Source organism: Streptomyces sp. NPDC038707 (genome assembly GCF_040636485.1).
Lineage (GTDB): Bacteria > Actinomycetota > Actinomycetes > Streptomycetales > Streptomycetaceae > Streptomyces.
In genome coordinates, this window is sequence record NZ_JBEZUP010000003.1 from 73,215 (window position 1) to 92,746 (window position 19,532).

Consider the following 19,532-nt stretch of genomic DNA (forward strand, 5'->3'; position numbering starts at 1 on the left):
CTTCCGGATCTCCGTACGTACGTTCGAGTACGTTCTCGTTCGAGGCCGTTTCGACGCTCTCCCGGTGTGCGTATCCGGACGAATGCAGTCAGGCCGGATCTGGCCTTGCCCGGATTCTGGACTGAGACTTCCGCTTAGCGAACCGGCTTCGCTACTGTCCGGCTACGCACACGCCCCGTGGCAGCGCCGCCGCGGAGCGCAGCCGTGAAGCGACAGGGCTCGGATAGCCACCGGGCCGTCCTGCCGATCGGCGGCCTCTGAAGCGCGTCGCCGACGGGACTCGGTGACGCATCCGCCGCTCAGGGACCCGCCGACCTCACCGCCGAAGGAGTGGGCGTCGTGACCGCGGAGACCTCTCAGACGCTCGACCGGGGACTGCGTGTCCTCAAGCTGCTGGCCGACACGGACCATGGGCTGACCGTCACCGAGTTGTCCAACAGGCTGGGCGTGAACCGGACGGTCGTCTACCGGTTGCTTGCCACCCTCGAACAACACGCGCTCGTACGAAGGGACTTGGGAGGTCGGGCCCGGGTCGGCCTCGGTGTGCTGCGGCTCGGCCGGCAGGTACATCCACTGGTACGCGAGGCCGCGCTGCCCGCCCTGCGGTCCCTCGCCGAGGACATAGGGGCGACCGCGCACCTGACGCTGGTGGACGGCACGGAGGCGCTCGCCGTCGCCGTGGTGGAACCGACCTGGACCGACTACCACGTGGCCTACCGGGCCGGATTCCGGCACCCCCTCGACCGGGGGGCCGCGGGCCGGGCCATCCTCGCCGCACGCCAGTCGCCGTCCGCCGACCCCGGCTACACCCTCACCCACGGGGAACTGGAAGCCGGCGCGAGCGGGGCCGCCGCGCCGCTGGTCGGGGTCACGGGCGTCGAGGGCAGCGTGGGCGTGGTGATGCTGGCCGACGCCGTACCGGAGCGGGTCGGCCCGAGGGTGGTGGAAGCGGCCCGCGAGGTCGCGGAAGCACTGCGCTGACCGCGGGGCGCGCAGACGGCGCGGACGGTAACGGCCCACGGCTCGGACACGACACCGGCCCGCGGGGTCCGAACGCGGCACGGGCCGCTGGAACTTGGCGCGGCGTGAGGACCCTGCACCCGGGTACGGCCCGTGCCCGTGAGATCGCGGAAGCGCGGTGTCGACCACCGGGGCCTGCGCCGCCCGCCGGAAGCCTGCGGCCGCGGCACGGGCTCGCGGAGCCCGGGTACGGCATGCGTCCGTGAGGTCGCGGAGCACTGCGCCGCCCCCGGGAATCTGCGGCCGCAGCACGGGCTCCGGGGTCAGCGCAGTGGCTCCCGGGCCACGACACGGCAAGGAACCTCGATGCCCGGGCGCGGCCCGTGCCCGTGAGATCGCGGAAGCGCGGTGTCGACCACCGGGGCCTGCGCTGACCGCCGGAAGCCTGCGGCCGCGGCACGGGCTCGCGGCCCGCGCCCGTGAGGTCGCGGAAGTGCTGTGCCGTCCCCGGGAATCTGCGGCCGCCGCATAGGCCCCGGGGCAGCGCAGTGGCTCCGGGTCACGACACGGCAAGGGCCCTCGATGCCCGGGCGCGGCCCGCGTCCGTGAGGTCGCGGAAGCGCGGTGTCGACCACCGGGGCCTGCGCTGACCGCCGGAAGCCTGCGGCCGCGGCACGGGCTCGCGGCCCGCGCCCGTGAGGTCGCGGAAGTGCTGTGCCGTCCCCGGGAATCTGCGGCCGCCGCATAGGCCCCGGGGCAGCGCAGTGGCTCCGGGTCACGACACGGCAAGGGCCCTCGATGCCCGGGCGCGGCCCGTGCCCGTGAGGTCGCGGAAGCGCGGTGTCGACCACCGGGGCCTGCGCCGCCCGCCGGAAGCCTGCGGCCGCGGCACGGGCTCGCGGCCCGCGCCCGTGAGGTCGCGGAAGTGCTGTGCCGTCCCCGGGAATCTGCGGCCGCCGCATAGGCCCCGGGGCAGCGCAGTGGCTCCGGGCCACGACACGGCAGGGCCCTCGATGCCCGGGCGCGGCCCGCGTCCGTGAGGTCGCGGAAGTGCTGCGCCGACCGCGATCCCCGGGCGCGGGCCGGGACGCCCGACGCGTGGCCACGGCGACGGTCGCGGAGGGGCAGGTGCGGCACGGTCGCCCGTCCGTCAGGTGCGGCAAGGTCGCCCGTCCCGACACGGCACGGGGTCTCGACACCCCGCACGTTAGATTGAGGGCGTGCTCTCACGTCTCACACGCCTCCAGGCCCTCGCCGTCTGCGCGCTGCCCGTCGTGGCGCTGCTGGCCACGGCGGTGTTCGCGCCGCTGCCGTTCTCCGTGGCGCAGCCCGGCTCGACGGCGAACGTGCTCGGTGAGAACCAGGGCACCCCGGTGATCACCGTCTCCGGCACGCCGGTGCGCAGGACCAGCGGGCAGCTGCGGATGACCACGATCGTGGCGACCGGCCCGGACGCCCGGATCTCCCTCGGCGACCTGGTCGGCAGCTGGTTCCGCACCGACCGGGCCGTCATGCCGCGCGACTCGGTCTACCCCGAGGGCGACACCGTCAAGGAGATCGAGAAGCACAACCTGGCGCAGATGCGGGAGTCCCAGGACTCGGCCACCCGGGCGGCGCTGAACCACCTCGGGCTCAGCGCGGACAAGGTCAGGGTCACGCTGCGCCTCGCCGACGTGGGCGGCCCCAGCGCGGGCCTGCTGTTCAGCCTCGGGATCATCGACAAACTGGACGGCGACGGCAGCGGCGGCGACCTCACGGGCGGGCGCACCATCGCCGGGACGGGCACGATCGACGCCGACGGCAAGGTCGGCGCGGTCGGCGGGGTGGCCCTGAAGACGCAGGCCGCGCGCCGCGACGGGGCCACCGTCTTCCTGGTGCCGAAGGCGGAGTGCGCCGAGGCCGGGGCCGAGCTGCCCAAGGGGCTGCGCCTGGTGCCGGTGACCACGCTGAAGGGTGCCGTCGACGCCCTGGTGGCCCTGGAGAAGGGGAAGGGCCCGGTCCCGAGCTGCTGAGTTCGCTGCCGAGCCCCCGGCGGTTCCCGGGGGCCGGATCCGCCCCGGCCTATCCCCCCTCCCGCGCCGCCTGTTCCACCAGGGGGATCACCCGTAGGGGTACCGGTGTCTCCATCACGATCGTCGTGGAGGCGCGCACGATGCCGTCGAAGCCCACCACCCGGTCGATCACCCGTTGCAGATCGGCGTTCGAGCGGGCCACCAGCCGGCACAGCATGTCCCCGCTGCCGGTGGTCGTCAGCAGTTCCAGCACCTCCGGCACGGTCGCCAGGTGGGCGCGGACGTCGGTGCCCTGGCCCTGCCGGATCTGCAGGGTGGCGAACGCGGTGACCGGATAGCCGAGGGCCGCCGGGTCCACCTGCGGGCCGAAGCCGCGGATGACCCCGTTCGAGCGGAGCCGGTCCAGCCGCGCCTGCACGGTGCCCCGCGCCACCCCCAGCCGCCGGGACATCTCCAGCACACCGATGCGCGGTTCCTCGGCCAGCAGCACGATGATCCGCCCGTCCAGATGATCGATCGTCACGGGACCCCCTGAGATGGTCATCCTGTACAGAAAGGCCGTAGGAGCGGCCGTACCACTGAACACATTGCCCAGTGGATCCGCGAACTATTGCGCACCTTGCAGAGCGGAGCCACCCTTCGGGTATGACGCAGACCACACACCACACTCCCGGCACGACCGTACGGCAGGAGGACCCCTTCCCGGTCAAGGGAATGGACGCGGTCGTCTTCGCCGTGGGCAACGCCAAGCAGGCCGCGCACTACTACTCCACCGCCTTCGGCATGCGGCTGGTCGCCTACTCCGGACCGGAGAACGGCAGCCGCGAGACCGCCAGTTACGTGCTGGAGAACGGCTCCGCCCGGTTCGTCTTCACCTCGGTGATCAAGCCGGCCGGCGACTGGGGCCACTTCCTGGCCCGGCACGTGGCCGAGCACGGCGACGGCGTCATCGACCTGGCCATCGAGGTCCCGGACGCCCGCGCCGCCTACGCGTACGCCGTCGAGAACGGCGCCCGGGGCGTCACCGAGCCGTACGAGGTGAAGGACGAGCACGGCACGGTCGTCCTCGCCGCGATCGCCACCTACGGCGAGACCCGCCACACCCTGGTCGACCGCTCCGGCTACGACGGCCCCTACCTGCCCGGTTACACGGCGGCCGAGCCGCTCGTCGAGCCGCCCGCCGCGCGCACCTTCCAGGCCATCGACCACTGCGTGGGCAACGTCGAACTCGGCAGGATGAACGAGTGGGTGGCCTTCTACAACAAGGTGCTGGGCTTCACGAACATGAAGGAGTTCGTGGGCGACGACATCGCCACCGAGTACAGCGCGCTGATGTCGAAGGTGGTCGCGGACGGCACCCTCAAGGTCAAGTTCCCGATCAACGAGCCCGCCATCGCCAAGAAGAAGTCGCAGATCGACGAGTACCTGGAGTTCTACGGCGGCGCCGGCGTCCAGCACATCGCGCTCAACACCAACGACATCGTGCAGACCGTCCGCACCATGCGCGCGGCCGGCGTCGAGTTCCTGGACACCCCGGACTCCTACTACGACACCCTCGGCGAGTGGGCCGGCGAGACCCGCGTGCCGGTCGACACCCTGCGCGAGCTGAAGATCCTCGTCGACCGCGACGAGGACGGCTATCTGCTCCAGATCTTCACCAAGCCGGTCCAGGACCGGCCGACGGTGTTCTTCGAACTCATCGAGCGGCACGGCTCGATGGGCTTCGGCAAGGGCAACTTCAAGGCCCTGTTCGAGGCGATCGAGCGCGAGCAGGCCAAGCGGGGCAACCTGTAGCGGCCCCGACCGCGGGTCCTACTCGCTGGGCGGCGGCTCGTCGGGTACGTCGCCCAGCTCCCGCAGCGCCTCCTGGGCCAGCGGCGCCCGCAGCGGCGAGAAGTACGGGTTGATCCTGAGCGCCTCCTGGAGGTGCCGCCGCGCGGGGCCGGTCCGGTCCAGCTCCGCCTCGATCACGCCCACGTGGTACGCGTACAGCGCGCTGCGCACCCCGCCGCCCTTCGCCTTGTCCGTCGCGACGGACGCGTACGTCAGCGCCTCCCGGTCGTCGCCGGTGCGGTGCAGCGCCCAGCCCAGCGCGTCGGCCACCTCGATGCCCGGCTGCCGCCGCCACTCCTCCTCCAGCCGCTCCACGGCCTCCCAAGGGTCCCCGTGGTCCGCCTCGAACCGGCCGATCAGCAGCTCCTCGTCCACCCCGCCCGCCACCGACCGCGCCACCGCCTCCCGCATCCGCGCGTAGCTCTCCTCGGCGGCGTCCTGCTGCCCCAGCGACTCCTGCAGCTCGCCGAGTTCCAGCAGGTCCTCCGGGCGCGGCCGGGTCGCGACGGCGGCCCGGTACGCTGCCAGCGCCTCCGAGGCACGGCCCAGCGCGGCCAGTGTCCGCGCCCGCCCCGCCGGTGCCGCCCGCTGGTCCGGGTCGAGCCGCAGCGCCGCCTCGAAGTGGCGCAGCGCCTCCGGCAGGTCCCCGCGCTCCCAGGCCAGCTGCCCCACCCCGGCCAGCCAGGCGGCCTGCTCCGCCGGGGTACGGGCGGCGGCCGCCGCGTCGGTCAGCTGCGCCACCGCGTCCTCGCGCCAGCCCCGGTCCCGGTACACCGCCGCCGCCCGCGCCATGACGGCCGGCCGCGCCGCCGCGTCGGTGCGCAGCGCCAGCAGCTTGTCCAGGGCGGCCCGGGCCTTCTCGTGGTCGCCGAGCCCGGTATAGGCGTCGATCAGCGCGGGATACCCCGACCAGCGCTTCGGCGCCGTCTGGTGCGCCTGCTCGGCGTATCGTTTCGCCGCCGGGAAGTCACGGCGCGCCAGCGCCAGCGCGGCCAGCCCGTCCAGCGCCTCGGTGTTCCGCGTGCCCCGTACCGCCAGCGAGGCCTGGAGCGCCCGCTCGGCGCGCGGATAGTCGGCGGCGTCGCCCGCCCGGCGGCCCCGCTCCGCGTACGCCGACCCCAGCACCGCCCAGGCCAGGGCGTCCTTCGGCCGCTCACGCACCAGCCGCTCCTGGCGCCCGATCAGCGCGGTCAGCCCGGGCAGCGCGGCCGGCACGCCGTAGGTCACCGCCGTCAGCGCCTGCTCCCGCGGCCGGGACTGCGGGCCGGCGGCGGGCGGCCGGGGCGGCCGGTGCGGCCCCTGCCCCGCGGGCAGCAGGACCAGCGCCGTGCCCGTCGCCAGACTGCCCGCCAGCGCGGCCAGCAGCAGCCGCCGCACCACCCGCCGCCGGCGCGCCGCCGGCGGCTCGGAGATCAGGGACGTACCCACGCTCTGCCGGTTGTCCATGGCGCTCACTGTGCGTCAATACGACGAGCACATCCGGGTGGCCCAAGGGCGGCGCGGGCGGGGTTCACACCGATGGCCGCGAGTGTCACGCTGTGATCATGAGCCGTATCGAAGCGCCCCGCGACGAACACACCGGTAACCTCACCGACCGGCTCCTGGCCGGCCTGCCGCCCGAGGCCGTCCTGACCGACCCCGACATCACCGCCTCCTACGCCCACGACATGGCGAGCTTCTGCCCGGCCGGCCGGCCCGCCGTCGTCGTCCTGCCGCGCACCGTCGAGCAGGTCCAGCACGTCATGCGCACCGCCACCGAGCTGCGCGTCCCGGTCGTCCCGCAGGGCGCCCGCAGCGGACTGTCCGGGGGCGCCAACGCCGTCGACGGCTGTATCGCGCTGTCCCTGACCAAGATGGACCGCATCCTGGAGATCAGCCCCGTCGACCGGATCGCCGTGGTGGAACCGGGCGTGATCAACGCGACCCTGTCCCGCGCGGTCGAGGAACACGGCCTGTGCTACCCGCCGGACCCCTCCAGCTGGGAGATGTGCACCATCGGCGGCAACATCGGCACCGCGTCCGGCGGCCTGTGCTGCGTCAAGTACGGCGTCACCGCCGAGTACGTCCTCGGCCTGGACGTCGTCCTCGCCGACGGCCGGCTGATGTCCACCGGCCGGCGCACCGCCAAGGGCGTCGCGGGCTACGACCTCACCCGTCTCTTCGTCGGCTCCGAGGGCTCCCTCGGTGTCGTCGTCCGGGCCGTGCTGGCGCTGAAGCCGAAGCCGCCCAGGCAGCTGGTGCTGGCCGCCGAGTTCGCCTCGGCCACCGCCGCCTGCGACGCGGTGTGCCGCATCATGGCCGGCGGTCACGTCCCCTCCCTCCTCGAACTGATGGACCGTACGACGGTGAAGGCGGTCAACGACCTCGCGCACATGGGGCTGCCCGAGACCACCGAGGCGCTGCTGCTGGCCGCCTTCGACACCGCGGACCCGGCCGCCGACCTCGCCGCCGTCGCCGCGCTGTGCGAGGCCGCCGGCGCCACCCAGGTCGTCCCCGCCGACGACGAGGCCGAGTCCGAACTGCTGCTCCAGGCCCGGCGGCTCTCGCTGACCGCGCTGGAGGCGGTCAAGGGCACGACGATGATCGACGACGTGTGCGTGCCCCGCTCCCGGCTCGGCGAGATGCTGGAGGGCGTCGAGCGGATCGCCGCGAGGTACGGCCTGACGATCGGCGTGTGCGCGCACGCGGGCGACGGCAACACCCACCCCACCGTCTGCTTCGACGCCCGCGACCCCGACGAGTCCCGCCGGGCCCGCGAGTCCTTCGACGAGATCATGGCCCTCGGCCTGGAACTGGGCGGCACCATCACCGGGGAGCACGGGGTCGGCGTGCTGAAGAAGGAGTGGCTGGCCCGGGAGCTGGGGCCGGTCGGGGTGGAGATGCAGCGGGCCGTGAAGCGGGCCTTCGACCCGCTGGGCCTGCTCAATCCGGGCAAGCTGTTCTGACAGGCCGTGCCCTGGCGTCCGGCTCACCGGGCGAGGAGCTGGTCGAGGGCGTCGTCGAGGCCCGGCTGACCGCCCTCCGTGCCCGGCGGCACCGCCCGCAGCGTCCGCTCCAGCCAGGCCGAGACCTGCCCGACCGGCGCCTGGAGCAGCGCGTCGCCGTCCGGTGCGCTCAGCGCCATCAGGACGACGGCGCGCCCGTCCGACTTCCCCGGCCACACCCGCACGTCCCCGTGGCCGCACGGCCGGAACACCCCCTCCACGAGCAGCTCGCGGGCGAACGTCCAGTGCACCGGGTGCCCGGAGTCGATGTGGAAGGCGATGTGGACGGCGTAGGGGTCGTCGGAACGGTACGTGAGCCGGGCCGGGACCGGGACGCTGTCCTCCGGCGACAGGACGAGTCGCAGCTCCAGCTCCCGCTCCACCACGGTGTGCCGCATGACGGTGTCTCCCTTCCGGTCGGGGCCGCTCGGATCGGGCCCGTACCGGGGGAGAGCGGGCGGGGGCCGGACCATTACGCGGGTCCGGGAACATTTTTTTCGCGGGCCCCGTCAAGCGGGTGCGGCGTTGCCCGGAAAGGGGTGGGTCCCGCGGGACTGGCGCTGCGGGCTGCCCCGGTCTGATAGATGTGGAGGCCCCCATCACACCCCCGAGCAGATACGGGACGACGGACATGAGCGCCCCAACCCCGGCACCCGGCGACGACAGGCCCCGCGAGGGCTACTACCCGGACCCGTCCATCCCCGGCTACGTCCGGTACTGGAACGGCGCCTCCTGGGTGCCCGGCACCAGCCGCCCGGCGCCGAAGGACGGCGAGCCGCTCATCCCGCCCCCCGGCATCCGGCCGGCCGCCCCCGCCGTGGAGGAGACCGGCCCCCACTTCTTCGACGAGGACCCGCCCGCCTCCCCGTCCCCCCGGCACCCGGGCCCCGGCCCGGCCGGCGACCCCGCGGAACAGGCCCAGGCCGGCCAGCCCGATCAGTGGGCCCGGTCCGGCCCCGGAGGTGCGGCCGGGCAGTGGGCGGCCGTGGACCAGGCGGGCCTCAGTGGTCAGGCGGGCCAGTGGGCCCAGTCGGACGCTGCCGCGGGGGGCGAGGGCGGTCCGGCCGCGCGGAGTGCTCCGGGGGCCCAGGCCGCTCCGCCCGCGCAGACGGGCCGGGCCGCCCAGTGGAACCAGCCGGTCCCGCCGTCCCAGCCCGGTCAGCCGGGTCAGCCGGGCTCGGCCGCACAGTCAGGTCAGCCTGACTCGCCCGCACGGCCCGGTCAGTTCGGCGCCCCCGGTCAGCCGGGAGGGACCGGTGGGCCTGGTGCCCCCGGTCAGCCGGGCGGCCCCGGTCTGCCCGCCGCCTCGGCTCAGCCCGGAGTTTCCGGCCTGCCCGGCGTACCCGGCCTGCCCGGCGTACCCGGCCAGTCCGGCGTACCCGGCCGGTCCGGAGGCCCGAGCCTGCCCGGCGCCCCCGCTCAGCCCGGAGTTCCCGGTCAGTCAGGCGGACCCGGTCTGCCCGCCGCCTCGGCTCAGCCCGGGGTACCCGGCCAGGCCGGCCGGCCCGCCCAGCCGGGCGCCCCCGCTCAGCCCCCCGCCCCCGGCCTCCCCGGGCAGCGGGACCGGTCGGCCGGGTTCGGCGGGGACGTGGGGGATGCCGGGCGCAGTGGTGCCCGGGCCGCCGATCCGCGGGTGCCGGCGGACTCTCCGGCCGGTTCCGGTGGTAACGGCGCCGCACGCCCCGACGGCGCCGCGGCCGAGGTCGGCGAGGTTCCCGACCCCGGTACCTTCGTCTTCCGGCGCCCGGTGCCCGGCCCGGCGGCGGCCCGCACCGACGACGGCACGATGACCATGCGCCCGGTGCCCTCCGACCAGCCCGGCCCCGATGCCGCCCCCGCCGGCTTCGGCGCCCAGGGGCCCGTCGCCGCCGCCCCCGGCTTCGGTGCCGGAAAGTCCGCCGCCCAGGCCCCCCACTCACCTCAAGCCCCCCACCCGGGGCCAGCCGCCCAGGCACCCGCCCCCGCCGTGGCACCTCCCGTGCCGCAGCAGTCCGGCCCCGCTCCCGTGACCGCCGGGCCGGTGGCCGCCGGGCCCGGTGGCGGTCAGGCGTCGTGGGCGCAGCAGGTGCATCAGCTGGCCGGGGGCGGGGACGAGCCGTCCGTGGCGCCCTGGAAGCCGCCGGTGGAGGACCTCTTCCAGGCCGCCGCGCGCCGGCAGGCCTCCGCCCGCCCCGCCGGGCTCGGCCGGCGGCTCGCGGCGCGGCTGATCGACCTGGCCGTGGTGGGCGCCGTGACGGCCGCCGCGGCGGTGCCGCTCGGCCTCCGGGCCGCGGACCACGTCCAGCGGAAGATCGACGCGGCCCGGCTGTCCGGCCACCAGGTCACCGTGTGGCTGCTCGACGGCACGACCGGCACCGGCCTCGGCATCGTCCTCGCCGTCCTGCTGCTCGCCGGCGTCCTGTACGAGGTGCTGCCCACCGCCCGCTGGGGCCGCACCCTCGGCAAGCGGCTGTGCGGCCTGGAGGTGCGGGACATCGAGGCGCACGAGCCGCCGTCGTTCGGCCCGGCACTGCGCCGCTGGCTGGTGTTCAGCGTGCCGGGCCTGCTGGTCGTCGGCGTCGTGGGCGTGCTGTGGTGTCTGTTCGACCGGCCCTGGCGGCAGTGCTGGCACGACAAGGCGGCGCACACGTTCGTCGCCGGCTGAGGCCGGGAGCGGGCCGGTACCCCGTACGGCCGTCTGCCGGATGCGCGGCCCCGGGCCCCGGGTTCCACTCGGGCCATGAGCAGCGAACCGCCCCCCGGCTCCGGAGAGCAGCCCCCCGAGGACGACCCGTTCAGGAAGCGGCCCCCCTCGGACCAGGGGCCGGGCTCGCCGTACGACACCCCGCCCCCGTACGGCGGCGGCGAGCCTCCGCCCCCCGGCGGCCCCTACGGCGGCGGACCTTACGGGGGAGGCCCGTACGGCTCCGGGGCCGGCGGCTATCCCGCCGATCCGCTGGCCGGCATGCCCCCGCTCGCGGACAGCGGCAAGCGGACGCTCGCGCGGATCATCGACATGATCCTGGTCGGCATCGTCGTCTGGCTGCTCACCTGGCCGTTCGGCGTGAGCGAGTACACCGTCGACGGCGACCGGATCGAGGTGGGCCGGTCCGTCGCCCAGTCCCTCATCGCGGCCGTGCTCTACATCGCCTACGACACCGTCCTGACCAGCAGGACGGGGCAGACCCTCGGCAAGAAGTGGCTGGACCTGCGGGTGGCCAACCTGGACAACGGCGCCACCCCGTCCGTCCCGACCGCGCTGACCCGCGCCCTGGTGCTGTGGGTGCCGTTCGCGTTCTGCTGCGCCTGTGTCTGGACGGCCGTCGCGGGCGGCTGGAGCTTCTTCGACAAGCCGTACAAGCAGGGCCTGCACGACAAGGCGGCCAAGACGGTGGTGGTCAGCACGCGTTGAGCGGCGCGGAGCCGGTCACCGGGTCGTGGGCACGCGCCCCTCGTCCGCGGCCGGCTCGGCGCACGGCCGCGTCGTTCCGCGCGCCCCGGGCGCGGGGACCGTCCAGGCGACCAGCAGGCCCAGTACCAGGGCCGCGCAGGCGATGACGGTGATCCAGGGACCCGACGTCGTCTGGGACAGCAGCAGCATGGCGAGCGTCGAGAGGATCACGGTGCAGGAGCCGTAGGCGAACTGGGCGGCGCTCGGACGGGGCATGGCGATCGTGTCCTCGGCGGTCTCGGGGCGGAGAGACGGGGGCCGTTCGATTCTCCTGGCGTCCCTGCCCGGGCCGAGCGCCCGGTAAGCGTCACCTGACCCACGGTGCCGGTGCACGGGGGGCGCACGGAGTCACCGATCCGGCGGAACGGCGGGGCGGCAGGCCGGCCGGCGCGTCGCCACCTGTCCGTAAAGCGGACTCCACCTCCGCATAGTGCACTTGTCCTGCGCAAGTCAAGGTCTGTCTTTTCTGCCAAACCTCTAGTCAAATGTCGTCACTTGACTACACGCGTTGATCTTGCGCGCACGGATTCCTCCATGCCCGGAACCCCCTGTCCGTGTGCGCGACGCGGGGGAGGAACTCAAGTGACCAGCAGATCCTGGACGTTCAGAGCGGCCGCCATCGGCGTGACCCTCGCGGCGGCGTCCGCCTCGTTCGCGACGTTCGCCGTCGCCGAGGCGAGCCCCCAGACCCGGGCCGCCGCCACGAACCGGCACGACCCGGCACCGGTGAAGCAGCACAAGCACGACCTGGACGGCCCGCTGAGCAAGACCCAGGACGCCCAGCGCGAAGAGGCCCTGAACCAGCTCATATCCGGCAAGGCCACCGCGCAGGAGCGCAACGGCTCGAAGGTCGTCAAGCTCAAGAGCCGCAAGGGCAAGAGCAAGTACGTCGAGCTGAGCCGCGAGAAGACCGACAAGATCTTCACCATCCTGGTGGAGTTCGGGGACAAGACGGACCCCAAGTTCGGCGGCACGCCCGGTCCGCTGCACAACCGGATCGCCGCGCCGGACCGCGCCAAGGACAACTCCACGGCCTGGCAGCAGGACTACGACCGGAAGCACTACCAGGACCTCTACTTCGGCACCGGCGCGAAGACCGAGTCGCTGAAGAAGTACTACGAGAAGCAGTCCTCGGGCCGCTACTCGGTCTCCGGCGAGGTCACGGACTGGGTCAAGGTCCCCTACAACGAGGCCCGTTACGGCAACAACGCCTGTGGCTCGAAGAACTGCCCGAGCGTGTGGAACGTGGTCAGCGACGGCCTGAACGCCTGGGTCGCCCAGCAGAAGGCGGCCGGCCGCACCGACGCCGACATCAAGAAGGACCTCGCCCAGTACGACCAGTGGGACCGCTACGACTACGACGGCGACGGCGACTTCAACGAGCCGGACGGCTACGTCGACCACTTCCAGATCGTGCACGCCGGTGAGGACGAGTCCGCCGGCGGCGGCGCCCAGGGCGAGGACGCGATCTGGGCCCACCGCTGGTACGCCTTCGGCACCGACGCCGGCGCCACCGGCCCGCAGGACAACAAGCTCGGCGGCACCCAGGTCGGCGACACCGGCATCTGGGTCGGCGACTACACCATCCAGCCGGAGAACGGCGGCCTCGGCGTCTTCGCCCACGAGTACGGCCACGACCTCGGCCTGCCGGACGAGTACGACACCGCCGGCGGCGACAACTCCACCGGCTTCTGGACCCTGATGTCCTCCGGCTCCTGGCTCGGCCGGGGCAAGGACGCCATCGGCGACCTGCCCGGCGACATGAACGCCTGGGACAAGCTCCAGCTGGGCTGGCTGAACTACGACACCGCCACGGCCGGCAAGCAGTCCACGCACAAGCTGGGCCCGGCCGAGTACAACACCTTCGACAAGCAGGCCCTCGTGGTCAACCTGCCCGACAAGGCGGTCAGCACCACGATCGTCCAGCCCGCCCAGGGCTCCACCCAGTGGTGGAGCGGCAGCGGCAACGACCTGAAGAACACCCTGACCCGGTCCGTGGACCTGACCGGCAGGACCTCGGCGAGCCTCACCCTGGACGGCTGGTGGGCCACCGAGGACGGCTACGACTACGTCTACACCGAGGTGTCCACCGACGGCGGCGCCAACTGGACCGCGCTGGACGGCACCGCGGACGGACAGGCCCTGCCGAAGGACGCCAGCGGCAAGCCGGCGCTGAGCGGCTTCTCGCAGACGTACAAGAAGCTGGCGTTCCCGCTCGACGCCTACGCGGGCAAGAAGATCGACCTGCGCTTCCGCTACGCGACCGACGGCGGTGTCGCGGAGAACGGCTTCGCCGCCGACGAGATCACCGTGACCGCCGACGGCACCCCGCTGTTCTCGGACGACGCCGAGAAGGCGGACGCCGGCTGGAGCGCGAACGGCTTCTCCCGCATCGGCGCGTCCTTCACCAAGGACTACAAGCAGTACTACATCGCCGAGAACCGGCAGTACGTGTCGTACGACAAGACGCTGAAGACCGGTCCGTACAACTTCGGTTACCTCAACACCAGCCGCCCGGACTGGGTGGAGCACTACCCGTACCAGAACGGCCTGCTGATCTGGAAGTGGGACACCTCCCAGGCGGACAACAACACCAACGACACCGCCGGCGGTCACCCGGGCACCGGTCTGATCCTGCCGGTGGACGCCCACCCGAAGGCGCTGCGGTGGTCCGACGGCACGCTGCTGCGCAACCGCATGCAGGCCTACGACTCGCCGTTCAGCCTGGAGACCACCGACGCGCTCACCTTGCACCAGTCGGGCGTGGCCACCAAGATCAAGTCGCAGAAGGGTGTGTCGGTCTTCAACGACCACACCAGCACCTACTACGACCCGGCGAACCCGACCGGTGGCGTGAAGGTCACTGACACCAACACCAAGATCACGATCGTCAAGGAGGCCAAGGACGGCTCCACGATCTCCCTCAAGGTCGGCCCCGCGGTGAAGTAACCCGTATCACCGCAGGTCATAGGCGTATCGGCGGCAACCCCCTGGCGGGTTGCCGCCGATCGTGTTTAGGTGCGTCCTGTGGACCGCTTATTGACACCGACCCGGACGGGGATGTGACCGCATGGCCGCTGGAGGCTACAGCAAGCTGCCGAACGGCACGGTGGTGGTGGCGCTGAACCTGCCGTACGGCTCCGCCGGGGTGCGGGTCCTGGTGCACGCCGGCAACCGCGCACGCGCCCTGACCAGGCTCCGGAACCTCGGTCTGCGGGCGGTGTACCTGCGGGGCAACGCCGAGCCTCCGACCCCGGACGAGATCACGGCGGTGCTGCACCACCCCGACGGCCTGGTCTGGCGCACGGCGCCCACGGCGGCCGGCGGCGTCATGGCGACGGAGCTGTGGCACCCCATCCGGGCGCTGCTGCGGGGGCCCGCCGTGGCGGGCTGAGGCGCCGCCTCAGCCGCCGGCCACCGGCTTGCCGGTCAGCTCCACGCCCGCCGCCCGCAGCTCCTCCAGGGCCCGCTCGGTCGTCTCCGGGGACACCCCGGCGGTGAGGTCCAGCAGGACGTGGGTGCGGAAGCCCTCGCGGGCGGCGTCCAGGGCGGTGGCCCGTACGCAGTGGTCCGTGGCGATGCCCACTACGTCCACCTCCGTGACCTCCCGGGAGCGCAGCCAGTCGGCCAGGGACACGCCGTTCTCGTCGGCGCCCTCGAAGCCGCTGTACGCCGCCGCGTACGCCCCCTTGTCGAACACGGCGTCCACCGCGCCGGAGGCGACCGCGGGCGCGAAGTTCGGGTGGAAGCCCACGCCCTCCGTGCCCGCGACGCAGTGCGCGGGCCAGGAGCGGACGTAGTCGGGGTCGTCCGCGAAGTGACCGCCGGGCGCGATGTGGTGGTCACGGGTGGCGACCACGTGCCGGTAGCCGGTGCCCGCAGCCTCGCCGATCAGCTCGGTGACGGCGGCGGCCACGTCCGCCCCGCCGGCCACCGCGAGGCTGCCCCCCTCGCAGAAGTCGTTCTGCACGTCTACGACGATCAAGGCGCGGCGCATGGTGGGTGTCCTTCGACTGAGAGTGAAGTAACTGAGCCTAGAGACTTCCGGGCCCGGACGGGAGGGGTGGGAAGGGGCGGACGGCGGTCGCGCTTTAGCTACCCGGGCGCCCGTGCACGTACTCCGTCGGGAGGACGGGTTCCCCGCGCGAGAGCTGGGTCGCGGACAGCGGCAGATTCGCGCGCGCCGCGATGTGCCGCTGACGGGTCACGTCCAGCGGCTCCCGGGCCACCACCGTCCCGCCGCGCACCAGCGGCACCAGCAGCTGCCGGCCGGCCAGCTCGGCCGGTACCGGCCCGGTGCCGACGACCTCGGCCTCGGCGATGCCGTCCGCGTCCAGCCGGCGCGCCGCCCACTTGCGGCCCCCGACCGACACCTTGCCGCCGCTGGACTTCTTCGCGACCGGCACCAGCGGGGCCTCCGGGTCGGCGGAGTCGGCGCGGGCGACCAGCTTGTACACCATGGAGCTGGTGGGGTGCCCGGAGCCGGTCACCAGCTGGGTGCCGACGCCGTAGGCGTCCACGGGCGCGGCGGCCAGCGAGGCGATGGCGTACTCGTCCAGGTCGGAGGTCACGATGATCTTCGTATCGGTCGCGCCCAGCTCGTCCAGCTGCTGCCGCACCCGGTGGGCCACCAGCAGCAGGTCGCCGGAGTCGATGCGGACCGCGCCCAGCTCGGGCCCGGCCACCTCCACCGCCGTGCGGACGGCCTCGGTGACGTCGTAGGTGTCCACCAGCAGGGTGGTGCCCCGGCCGAGGGTCTCCACCTGGGCCCGGAAGGCGTCCCGCTCCCGGTCGTGCAGCAGGGTGAAGGCGTGCGCGGAGGTGCCCACGGTGGGGATGCCGTAGCGGAACCCGGCCGCGAGGTCGGAGGTGGTGGCGAAGCCGCCGACGTAGGCGGCGCGGGCGGCGGCCACCGCGGCCAGCTCGTGGGTGCGCCGGGCACCCATCTCGATCAGCGGCCGGTCACCGGCGGCGGAGGCCATCCGGGAGGCGGCGGCGGCGATCGCGGAGTCGTGGTTGAGGATGGACAGGATCACCGTCTCCAGCAGGACGCACTCGGCGAAGCTGCCCTCGACCCGCATGACGGGCGAGCCGGGGAAGTACACCTCGCCCTCGGGGTAACCCCATATGTCACCGCTGAAGCGGTAGTCGGCGAGCCACCCCAGGGTCTCCTCGTCGACGATCTGCCGCTCGCGCAGGAAGCCGAGCACACCCGGGTCGAAGCGGAAGTTCTCCACCGCGTCCAGGACCCGTCCCGTCCCGGCCAGCACGCCGTAGCGGCGCCCGTCCGGCAGCCTCCGCGTGAAGACCTCGAACACGCTCCGCCGTCCGGCCGTACCGGCCTTCAGGGCGGCCCGCAGCATCGTCAGCTCGTACTGGTCCGTGAAGAGCGCCGTCGAGGGAACGTCCACCGGCAGCCCAAGGTCCGCTGTGTTCATGTCGCGGAATCGTACTCCCTTTTCGTCGGTGTGACGATTTATGGAGGGCGTGGCAGCATGGTCACTGTGACGTCACCCGCGCCCGTAGAGATCGAACGCACCGAGTCGGCGGAGGAGATCTCCGCCGTACCCGAGCCCGACGTCCCCTGGGTCACCATCGTCCACAACGACCCGGTCAACCTCATGAGCTACGTCACCTACGTCTTCCAGACGTACTTCGGCTACTCCAAGGACAAGGCCACCAAGCTCATGCTCGACGTCCACCACAAGGGCCGGGCGGTCGTCTCCAGCGGGAGCCGCGAGGAGATGGAACGCGACGTGCAGGCGATGCACGGCTACGGCCTGTGGGCCACCCTCCAGCAGGACCGGAAGTAAACGCCGCAGATGCCCGGACACTTCGAACCGATTCCCGGCGGCGGCGCGGCCGTCGCGCTCGACGAGGTCGAGATCTCCATCATCCGGTCGCTGGCCGTCCAGCTCCTGGAGCTGATCGGTCCCGGCCCGGGCGCCGACGCCCCGGACGACCCGCTGGCCGAGCTGTTCGCCGAGGGGCCGAGCGAGCCGCCGGCCGATCCGGTCCTCAGGCGGCTCCTCCCGGACGCCTACAGCGACCCGGAGCAGGCCCCGGCCTCCCCGGCCGAGGCCGAGGAGCGGCGGGCGCACTCCGCCGAGTTCCGCCGCTTCACCGAGAACGACCTGCGCGCGGGCAAGCGGGAGAACGCGCTCGGCGTGATCCGCTCCCTTGACGCGCTCGCCGCGGCGGGGGAGGGCGGGGCGGTGCTGAAGCTGACCCCCGAGGAGTCCCGGCAGTGGCTCAGCGCCCTGAACGACCTCCGGCTGGCGATCGGCGCCCGGCTGGAGATCACCGACGAGGACGACACGGAGCTGCTCTACCGGCTGCCGGACGAGGACCCGCGCAAGCCGATGGTGCTGGCCTATCTCTGGCTGGGCGGGCTCCAGGAGACCCTGGTGTCGACCTTGATGCCGTGAGGCGGACTGGCTGGTTCCGATCGGCGTTTCCTCAGGGAAGCCTCAAACCGGCATAACGATCCCATCACCATGACAGCTGTTTTTGCTACTTTCGGACCATCTTTGTCCGCTTTTGGATGTGCGCTGTCTCACGCTGCCCAGGTGTGATCAGTATTGCGCCCGTGATAAATCTTCTCGACCGCCCGGCCAACACCACCCATGTTCGGCCGGGTGCGCCACCGAGCCGACGACCGTCGGCCAGGCACAGCTCCATTTATCCGGGGGGATCGAGACCCGATCCGCGGCCGTGACAGGTCCGGGTCGTTATGGAGAAAGGCGCACCACACATGACCTCAGCGCAGGTCGACCAGCAGCACGACGGCAATGAGGCCGCGCGGGGCGAGGGCAGCGAGGGCGGCGAGGGGTACAAGCGCGGGCTCGGTGCCCGGCAGATCCAGATGATCGCCATCGGCGGTGCCATCGGCACCGGCCTGTTCCTCGGCGCCGGCAAGGGCATCTCCAAGGCCGGCCCGAGCCTCATCCTGGCGTACGCCGTCGCGGGCCTCGTCATCTTCCTGATCATGCGGGCACTCGGCGAACTGCTGATGTACCGCCCGGTGTCAGGTTCCTTCTCTGACTACGCACGCGAGTTCATCGGCCCGTTCGCCGGTTTCGTGACCGGATGGACGTACTGGCTGTTCTGGGTGGTCACGGGCATCACCGAGGTCACCGCCGCGGCGAAGTACATCACGTACTGGACCGACATCCCGCAGTGGCTGTCGGCCCTGGTGTTCACCGTCGTCCTCTACGGCGCCAACCTGATCTCCGTGAAGCTGTTCGGTGAACTGGAGTTCTGGTTCTCCATGGTCAAGGTCACCGCCATCGTCGGCATGATCCTGATCTGCGCCGGCATCCTCACCATCGGCTTCTCCGACGCCGGCGACACCGCCTCCGTCGCCCACCTGTGGAACCAGGGCGGCTTCTTCCCGCACGGCATCGACGAGACGCTGATGACCCTGCAGATGGTGATGTTCGCCTTCCTCGCCGTCGAACTGGTCGGCGTGACCGCGGGCGAGTCCAAGGACCCCAAGACCGTGCTGCCCAAGGCGATCAACACCGTGCCGTGGCGCATCGCCGTCTTCTACGTCGGCGCGCTGATCATGATCCTGTCGGTCGTGCCGTGGACCAGCTTCAGCGCGGGCAACAGCCCCTTCGTGGTCGCCTTCGAGCGGATGGGTCTCCCGGCCGGCGCGGGCATCGTCAACTTCGTCGTGCTCACCGCCGCGCTGTCGTCCTGCAACTCCGGCATGTACTCCACCGGCCGCATGCTGCGCGACCTGGCGCTCAACAGCCAGGGTCCGAAGGCGTTCACCAAGCTGACGTCGAGCGGTACCCCGCTGATCGGCACCACGTTCTCCGCCGCGCTGATGCTGGTCGGCGTCTGGATCAACTACCAGTGGCCGGGCAAGGCGTTCGACTACGTGGTGTCCTTCGCGACCATCTCCGGCATGTGGGCCTGGATCGTCATCCTGATCTGCCAGCTCCGCTACCGGGCCAAGGCCGACCGCGGCGAGCTGCCCCGCTCGGAGTTCCGCGCCCCCGGCTCGCCGTGGACCAGCGTGATCGCGCTCGCCTTCATCGGCATGGTGATCGTGCTGATGGGCATCGACAAGGACGCCCGGGTCTCGCTGTACTGCGCGCCGGTGTGGGGTGTGCTCCTCGCCGTCGCCTACCAGGTGCTCAAGCGCCGCAACCCGGAGGCCGCGGCCTTCCACAAGCGCTGAGCCGGACCCCGGACCCCGGACCTTCCGGAAGGGACGTCCGGCCGCCGGGAGCTCTCGTGGCGCCCCCGTCGGCCGCCGCTCAGGACGTCCGGCATGTGGGCCGTTCCGTACCACCCCTCGGT

17 protein-coding genes are annotated in these 19,532 nt (G+C 72.7%); 11 read left to right on the forward strand and 6 right to left on the reverse strand.

The window, feature by feature from the left end:
* Positions 1-339 precede the first annotated feature (339 nt).
* Both AB0E62_RS05170 and AB0E62_RS05175 read left to right on the forward strand, forming a co-directional pair.
* On the forward strand, positions 340-981 hold the full coding sequence (locus tag AB0E62_RS05170; protein WP_362188271.1) for a helix-turn-helix domain-containing protein: 642 nt from the start codon (positions 340-342) through the stop codon (positions 979-981).
* A 1,199-nt stretch (positions 982-2,180) separates the two neighbouring features.
* A complete protein-coding gene (locus AB0E62_RS05175; RefSeq protein WP_362188274.1) occupies positions 2,181-2,972 on the forward strand; it encodes a S16 family serine protease in 792 nt (263 codons plus the stop codon).
* A gap of 49 nt (positions 2,973-3,021) precedes the next feature.
* Here the strand turns inward: AB0E62_RS05175 and AB0E62_RS05180 are convergent, their stop codons facing one another.
* Complete coding sequence (locus AB0E62_RS05180; protein ID WP_362188276.1) at positions 3,022-3,495, reverse strand: Lrp/AsnC family transcriptional regulator; 474 nt, start codon at positions 3,493-3,495, stop codon at positions 3,022-3,024.
* A 122-nt stretch (positions 3,496-3,617) separates the two neighbouring features.
* On the opposite strand from AB0E62_RS05180, the gene hppD reads away from it, so the two are divergent.
* Positions 3,618-4,766 (forward strand): 4-hydroxyphenylpyruvate dioxygenase, encoded by a 1,149-nt coding sequence (gene hppD / locus AB0E62_RS05185; RefSeq protein WP_362188279.1) that lies wholly within the window; start codon positions 3,618-3,620, stop codon positions 4,764-4,766.
* An 18-nt stretch (positions 4,767-4,784) separates the two neighbouring features.
* Here the strand turns inward: hppD and AB0E62_RS05190 are convergent, their stop codons facing one another.
* On the reverse strand, positions 4,785-6,251 hold the full coding sequence (locus AB0E62_RS05190; RefSeq protein WP_362188282.1) for a tetratricopeptide repeat protein: 1,467 nt from the start codon (positions 6,249-6,251) through the stop codon (positions 4,785-4,787).
* Positions 6,252-6,343: 92 nt separating this feature from the next.
* On the opposite strand from AB0E62_RS05190, the gene AB0E62_RS05195 reads away from it, so the two are divergent.
* On the forward strand, positions 6,344-7,750 hold the full coding sequence (locus tag AB0E62_RS05195; RefSeq protein ID WP_362188285.1) for an FAD-linked oxidase C-terminal domain-containing protein: 1,407 nt from the start codon (positions 6,344-6,346) through the stop codon (positions 7,748-7,750).
* Between the two features lie 23 nt (positions 7,751-7,773).
* Here the strand turns inward: AB0E62_RS05195 and AB0E62_RS05200 are convergent, their stop codons facing one another.
* Positions 7,774-8,187, reverse strand: a complete 414-nt coding sequence (locus tag AB0E62_RS05200) for an SsgA family sporulation/cell division regulator (RefSeq protein ID WP_362188288.1) — start codon at positions 8,185-8,187, stop codon at positions 7,774-7,776.
* Positions 8,188-8,420: 233 nt separating this feature from the next.
* Between AB0E62_RS05200 and AB0E62_RS05205 the strand changes: the two genes are divergently transcribed.
* Both AB0E62_RS05205 and AB0E62_RS05210 read left to right on the forward strand, forming a co-directional pair.
* Entirely contained in the window at positions 8,421-10,433 is a 2,013-nt protein-coding gene (locus AB0E62_RS05205) for an RDD family protein (RefSeq protein ID WP_362188291.1), read from the forward strand.
* Between the two features lie 75 nt (positions 10,434-10,508).
* Positions 10,509-11,180, forward strand: a complete 672-nt coding sequence (locus AB0E62_RS05210) for an RDD family protein (protein WP_362188294.1) — start codon at positions 10,509-10,511, stop codon at positions 11,178-11,180.
* A 15-nt stretch (positions 11,181-11,195) separates the two neighbouring features.
* Here the strand turns inward: AB0E62_RS05210 and AB0E62_RS05215 are convergent, their stop codons facing one another.
* On the reverse strand, positions 11,196-11,435 hold the full coding sequence (locus AB0E62_RS05215; protein ID WP_362188297.1) for a hypothetical protein: 240 nt from the start codon (positions 11,433-11,435) through the stop codon (positions 11,196-11,198).
* Positions 11,436-11,801: 366 nt separating this feature from the next.
* On the opposite strand from AB0E62_RS05215, the gene AB0E62_RS05220 reads away from it, so the two are divergent.
* Together AB0E62_RS05220 and AB0E62_RS05225 are read left to right on the forward strand one after the other, a co-directional pair.
* A complete protein-coding gene (locus AB0E62_RS05220) occupies positions 11,802-14,168 on the forward strand; it encodes an immune inhibitor A domain-containing protein (protein ID WP_362188300.1) in 2,367 nt (788 codons plus the stop codon).
* Positions 14,169-14,289: 121 nt separating this feature from the next.
* Complete coding sequence (locus AB0E62_RS05225; RefSeq protein WP_362188303.1) at positions 14,290-14,613, forward strand: hypothetical protein; 324 nt, start codon at positions 14,290-14,292, stop codon at positions 14,611-14,613.
* 9 nt (positions 14,614-14,622) lie between these two features.
* Here the strand turns inward: AB0E62_RS05225 and AB0E62_RS05230 are convergent, their stop codons facing one another.
* Both AB0E62_RS05230 and AB0E62_RS05235 read right to left on the reverse strand, forming a co-directional pair.
* Positions 14,623-15,216, reverse strand: coding sequence for an isochorismatase family protein (locus AB0E62_RS05230; RefSeq protein WP_362188305.1), 594 nt, complete (start codon positions 15,214-15,216; stop codon positions 14,623-14,625).
* 94 nt (positions 15,217-15,310) lie between these two features.
* Complete coding sequence (locus AB0E62_RS05235) at positions 15,311-16,657, reverse strand: nicotinate phosphoribosyltransferase (protein WP_362188308.1); 1,347 nt, start codon at positions 16,655-16,657, stop codon at positions 15,311-15,313.
* A gap of 57 nt (positions 16,658-16,714) precedes the next feature.
* Between AB0E62_RS05235 and clpS the strand changes: the two genes are divergently transcribed.
* The 3 genes from clpS (at position 16,715) to AB0E62_RS05250 (ending at position 19,410) form a co-directional block, all read left to right on the forward strand.
* On the forward strand, positions 16,715-17,032 hold the full coding sequence (clpS, locus tag AB0E62_RS05240) for an ATP-dependent Clp protease adapter ClpS (protein ID WP_362188311.1): 318 nt from the start codon (positions 16,715-16,717) through the stop codon (positions 17,030-17,032).
* Positions 17,033-17,041: 9 nt separating this feature from the next.
* On the forward strand, positions 17,042-17,647 hold the full coding sequence (locus AB0E62_RS05245; RefSeq protein ID WP_362188314.1) for a DUF2017 domain-containing protein: 606 nt from the start codon (positions 17,042-17,044) through the stop codon (positions 17,645-17,647).
* 326 nt (positions 17,648-17,973) lie between these two features.
* Positions 17,974-19,410, forward strand: coding sequence for an amino acid permease (locus tag AB0E62_RS05250; protein WP_362188316.1), 1,437 nt, complete (start codon positions 17,974-17,976; stop codon positions 19,408-19,410).
* The last annotated feature ends 122 nt before the right edge of the window (positions 19,411-19,532 follow it).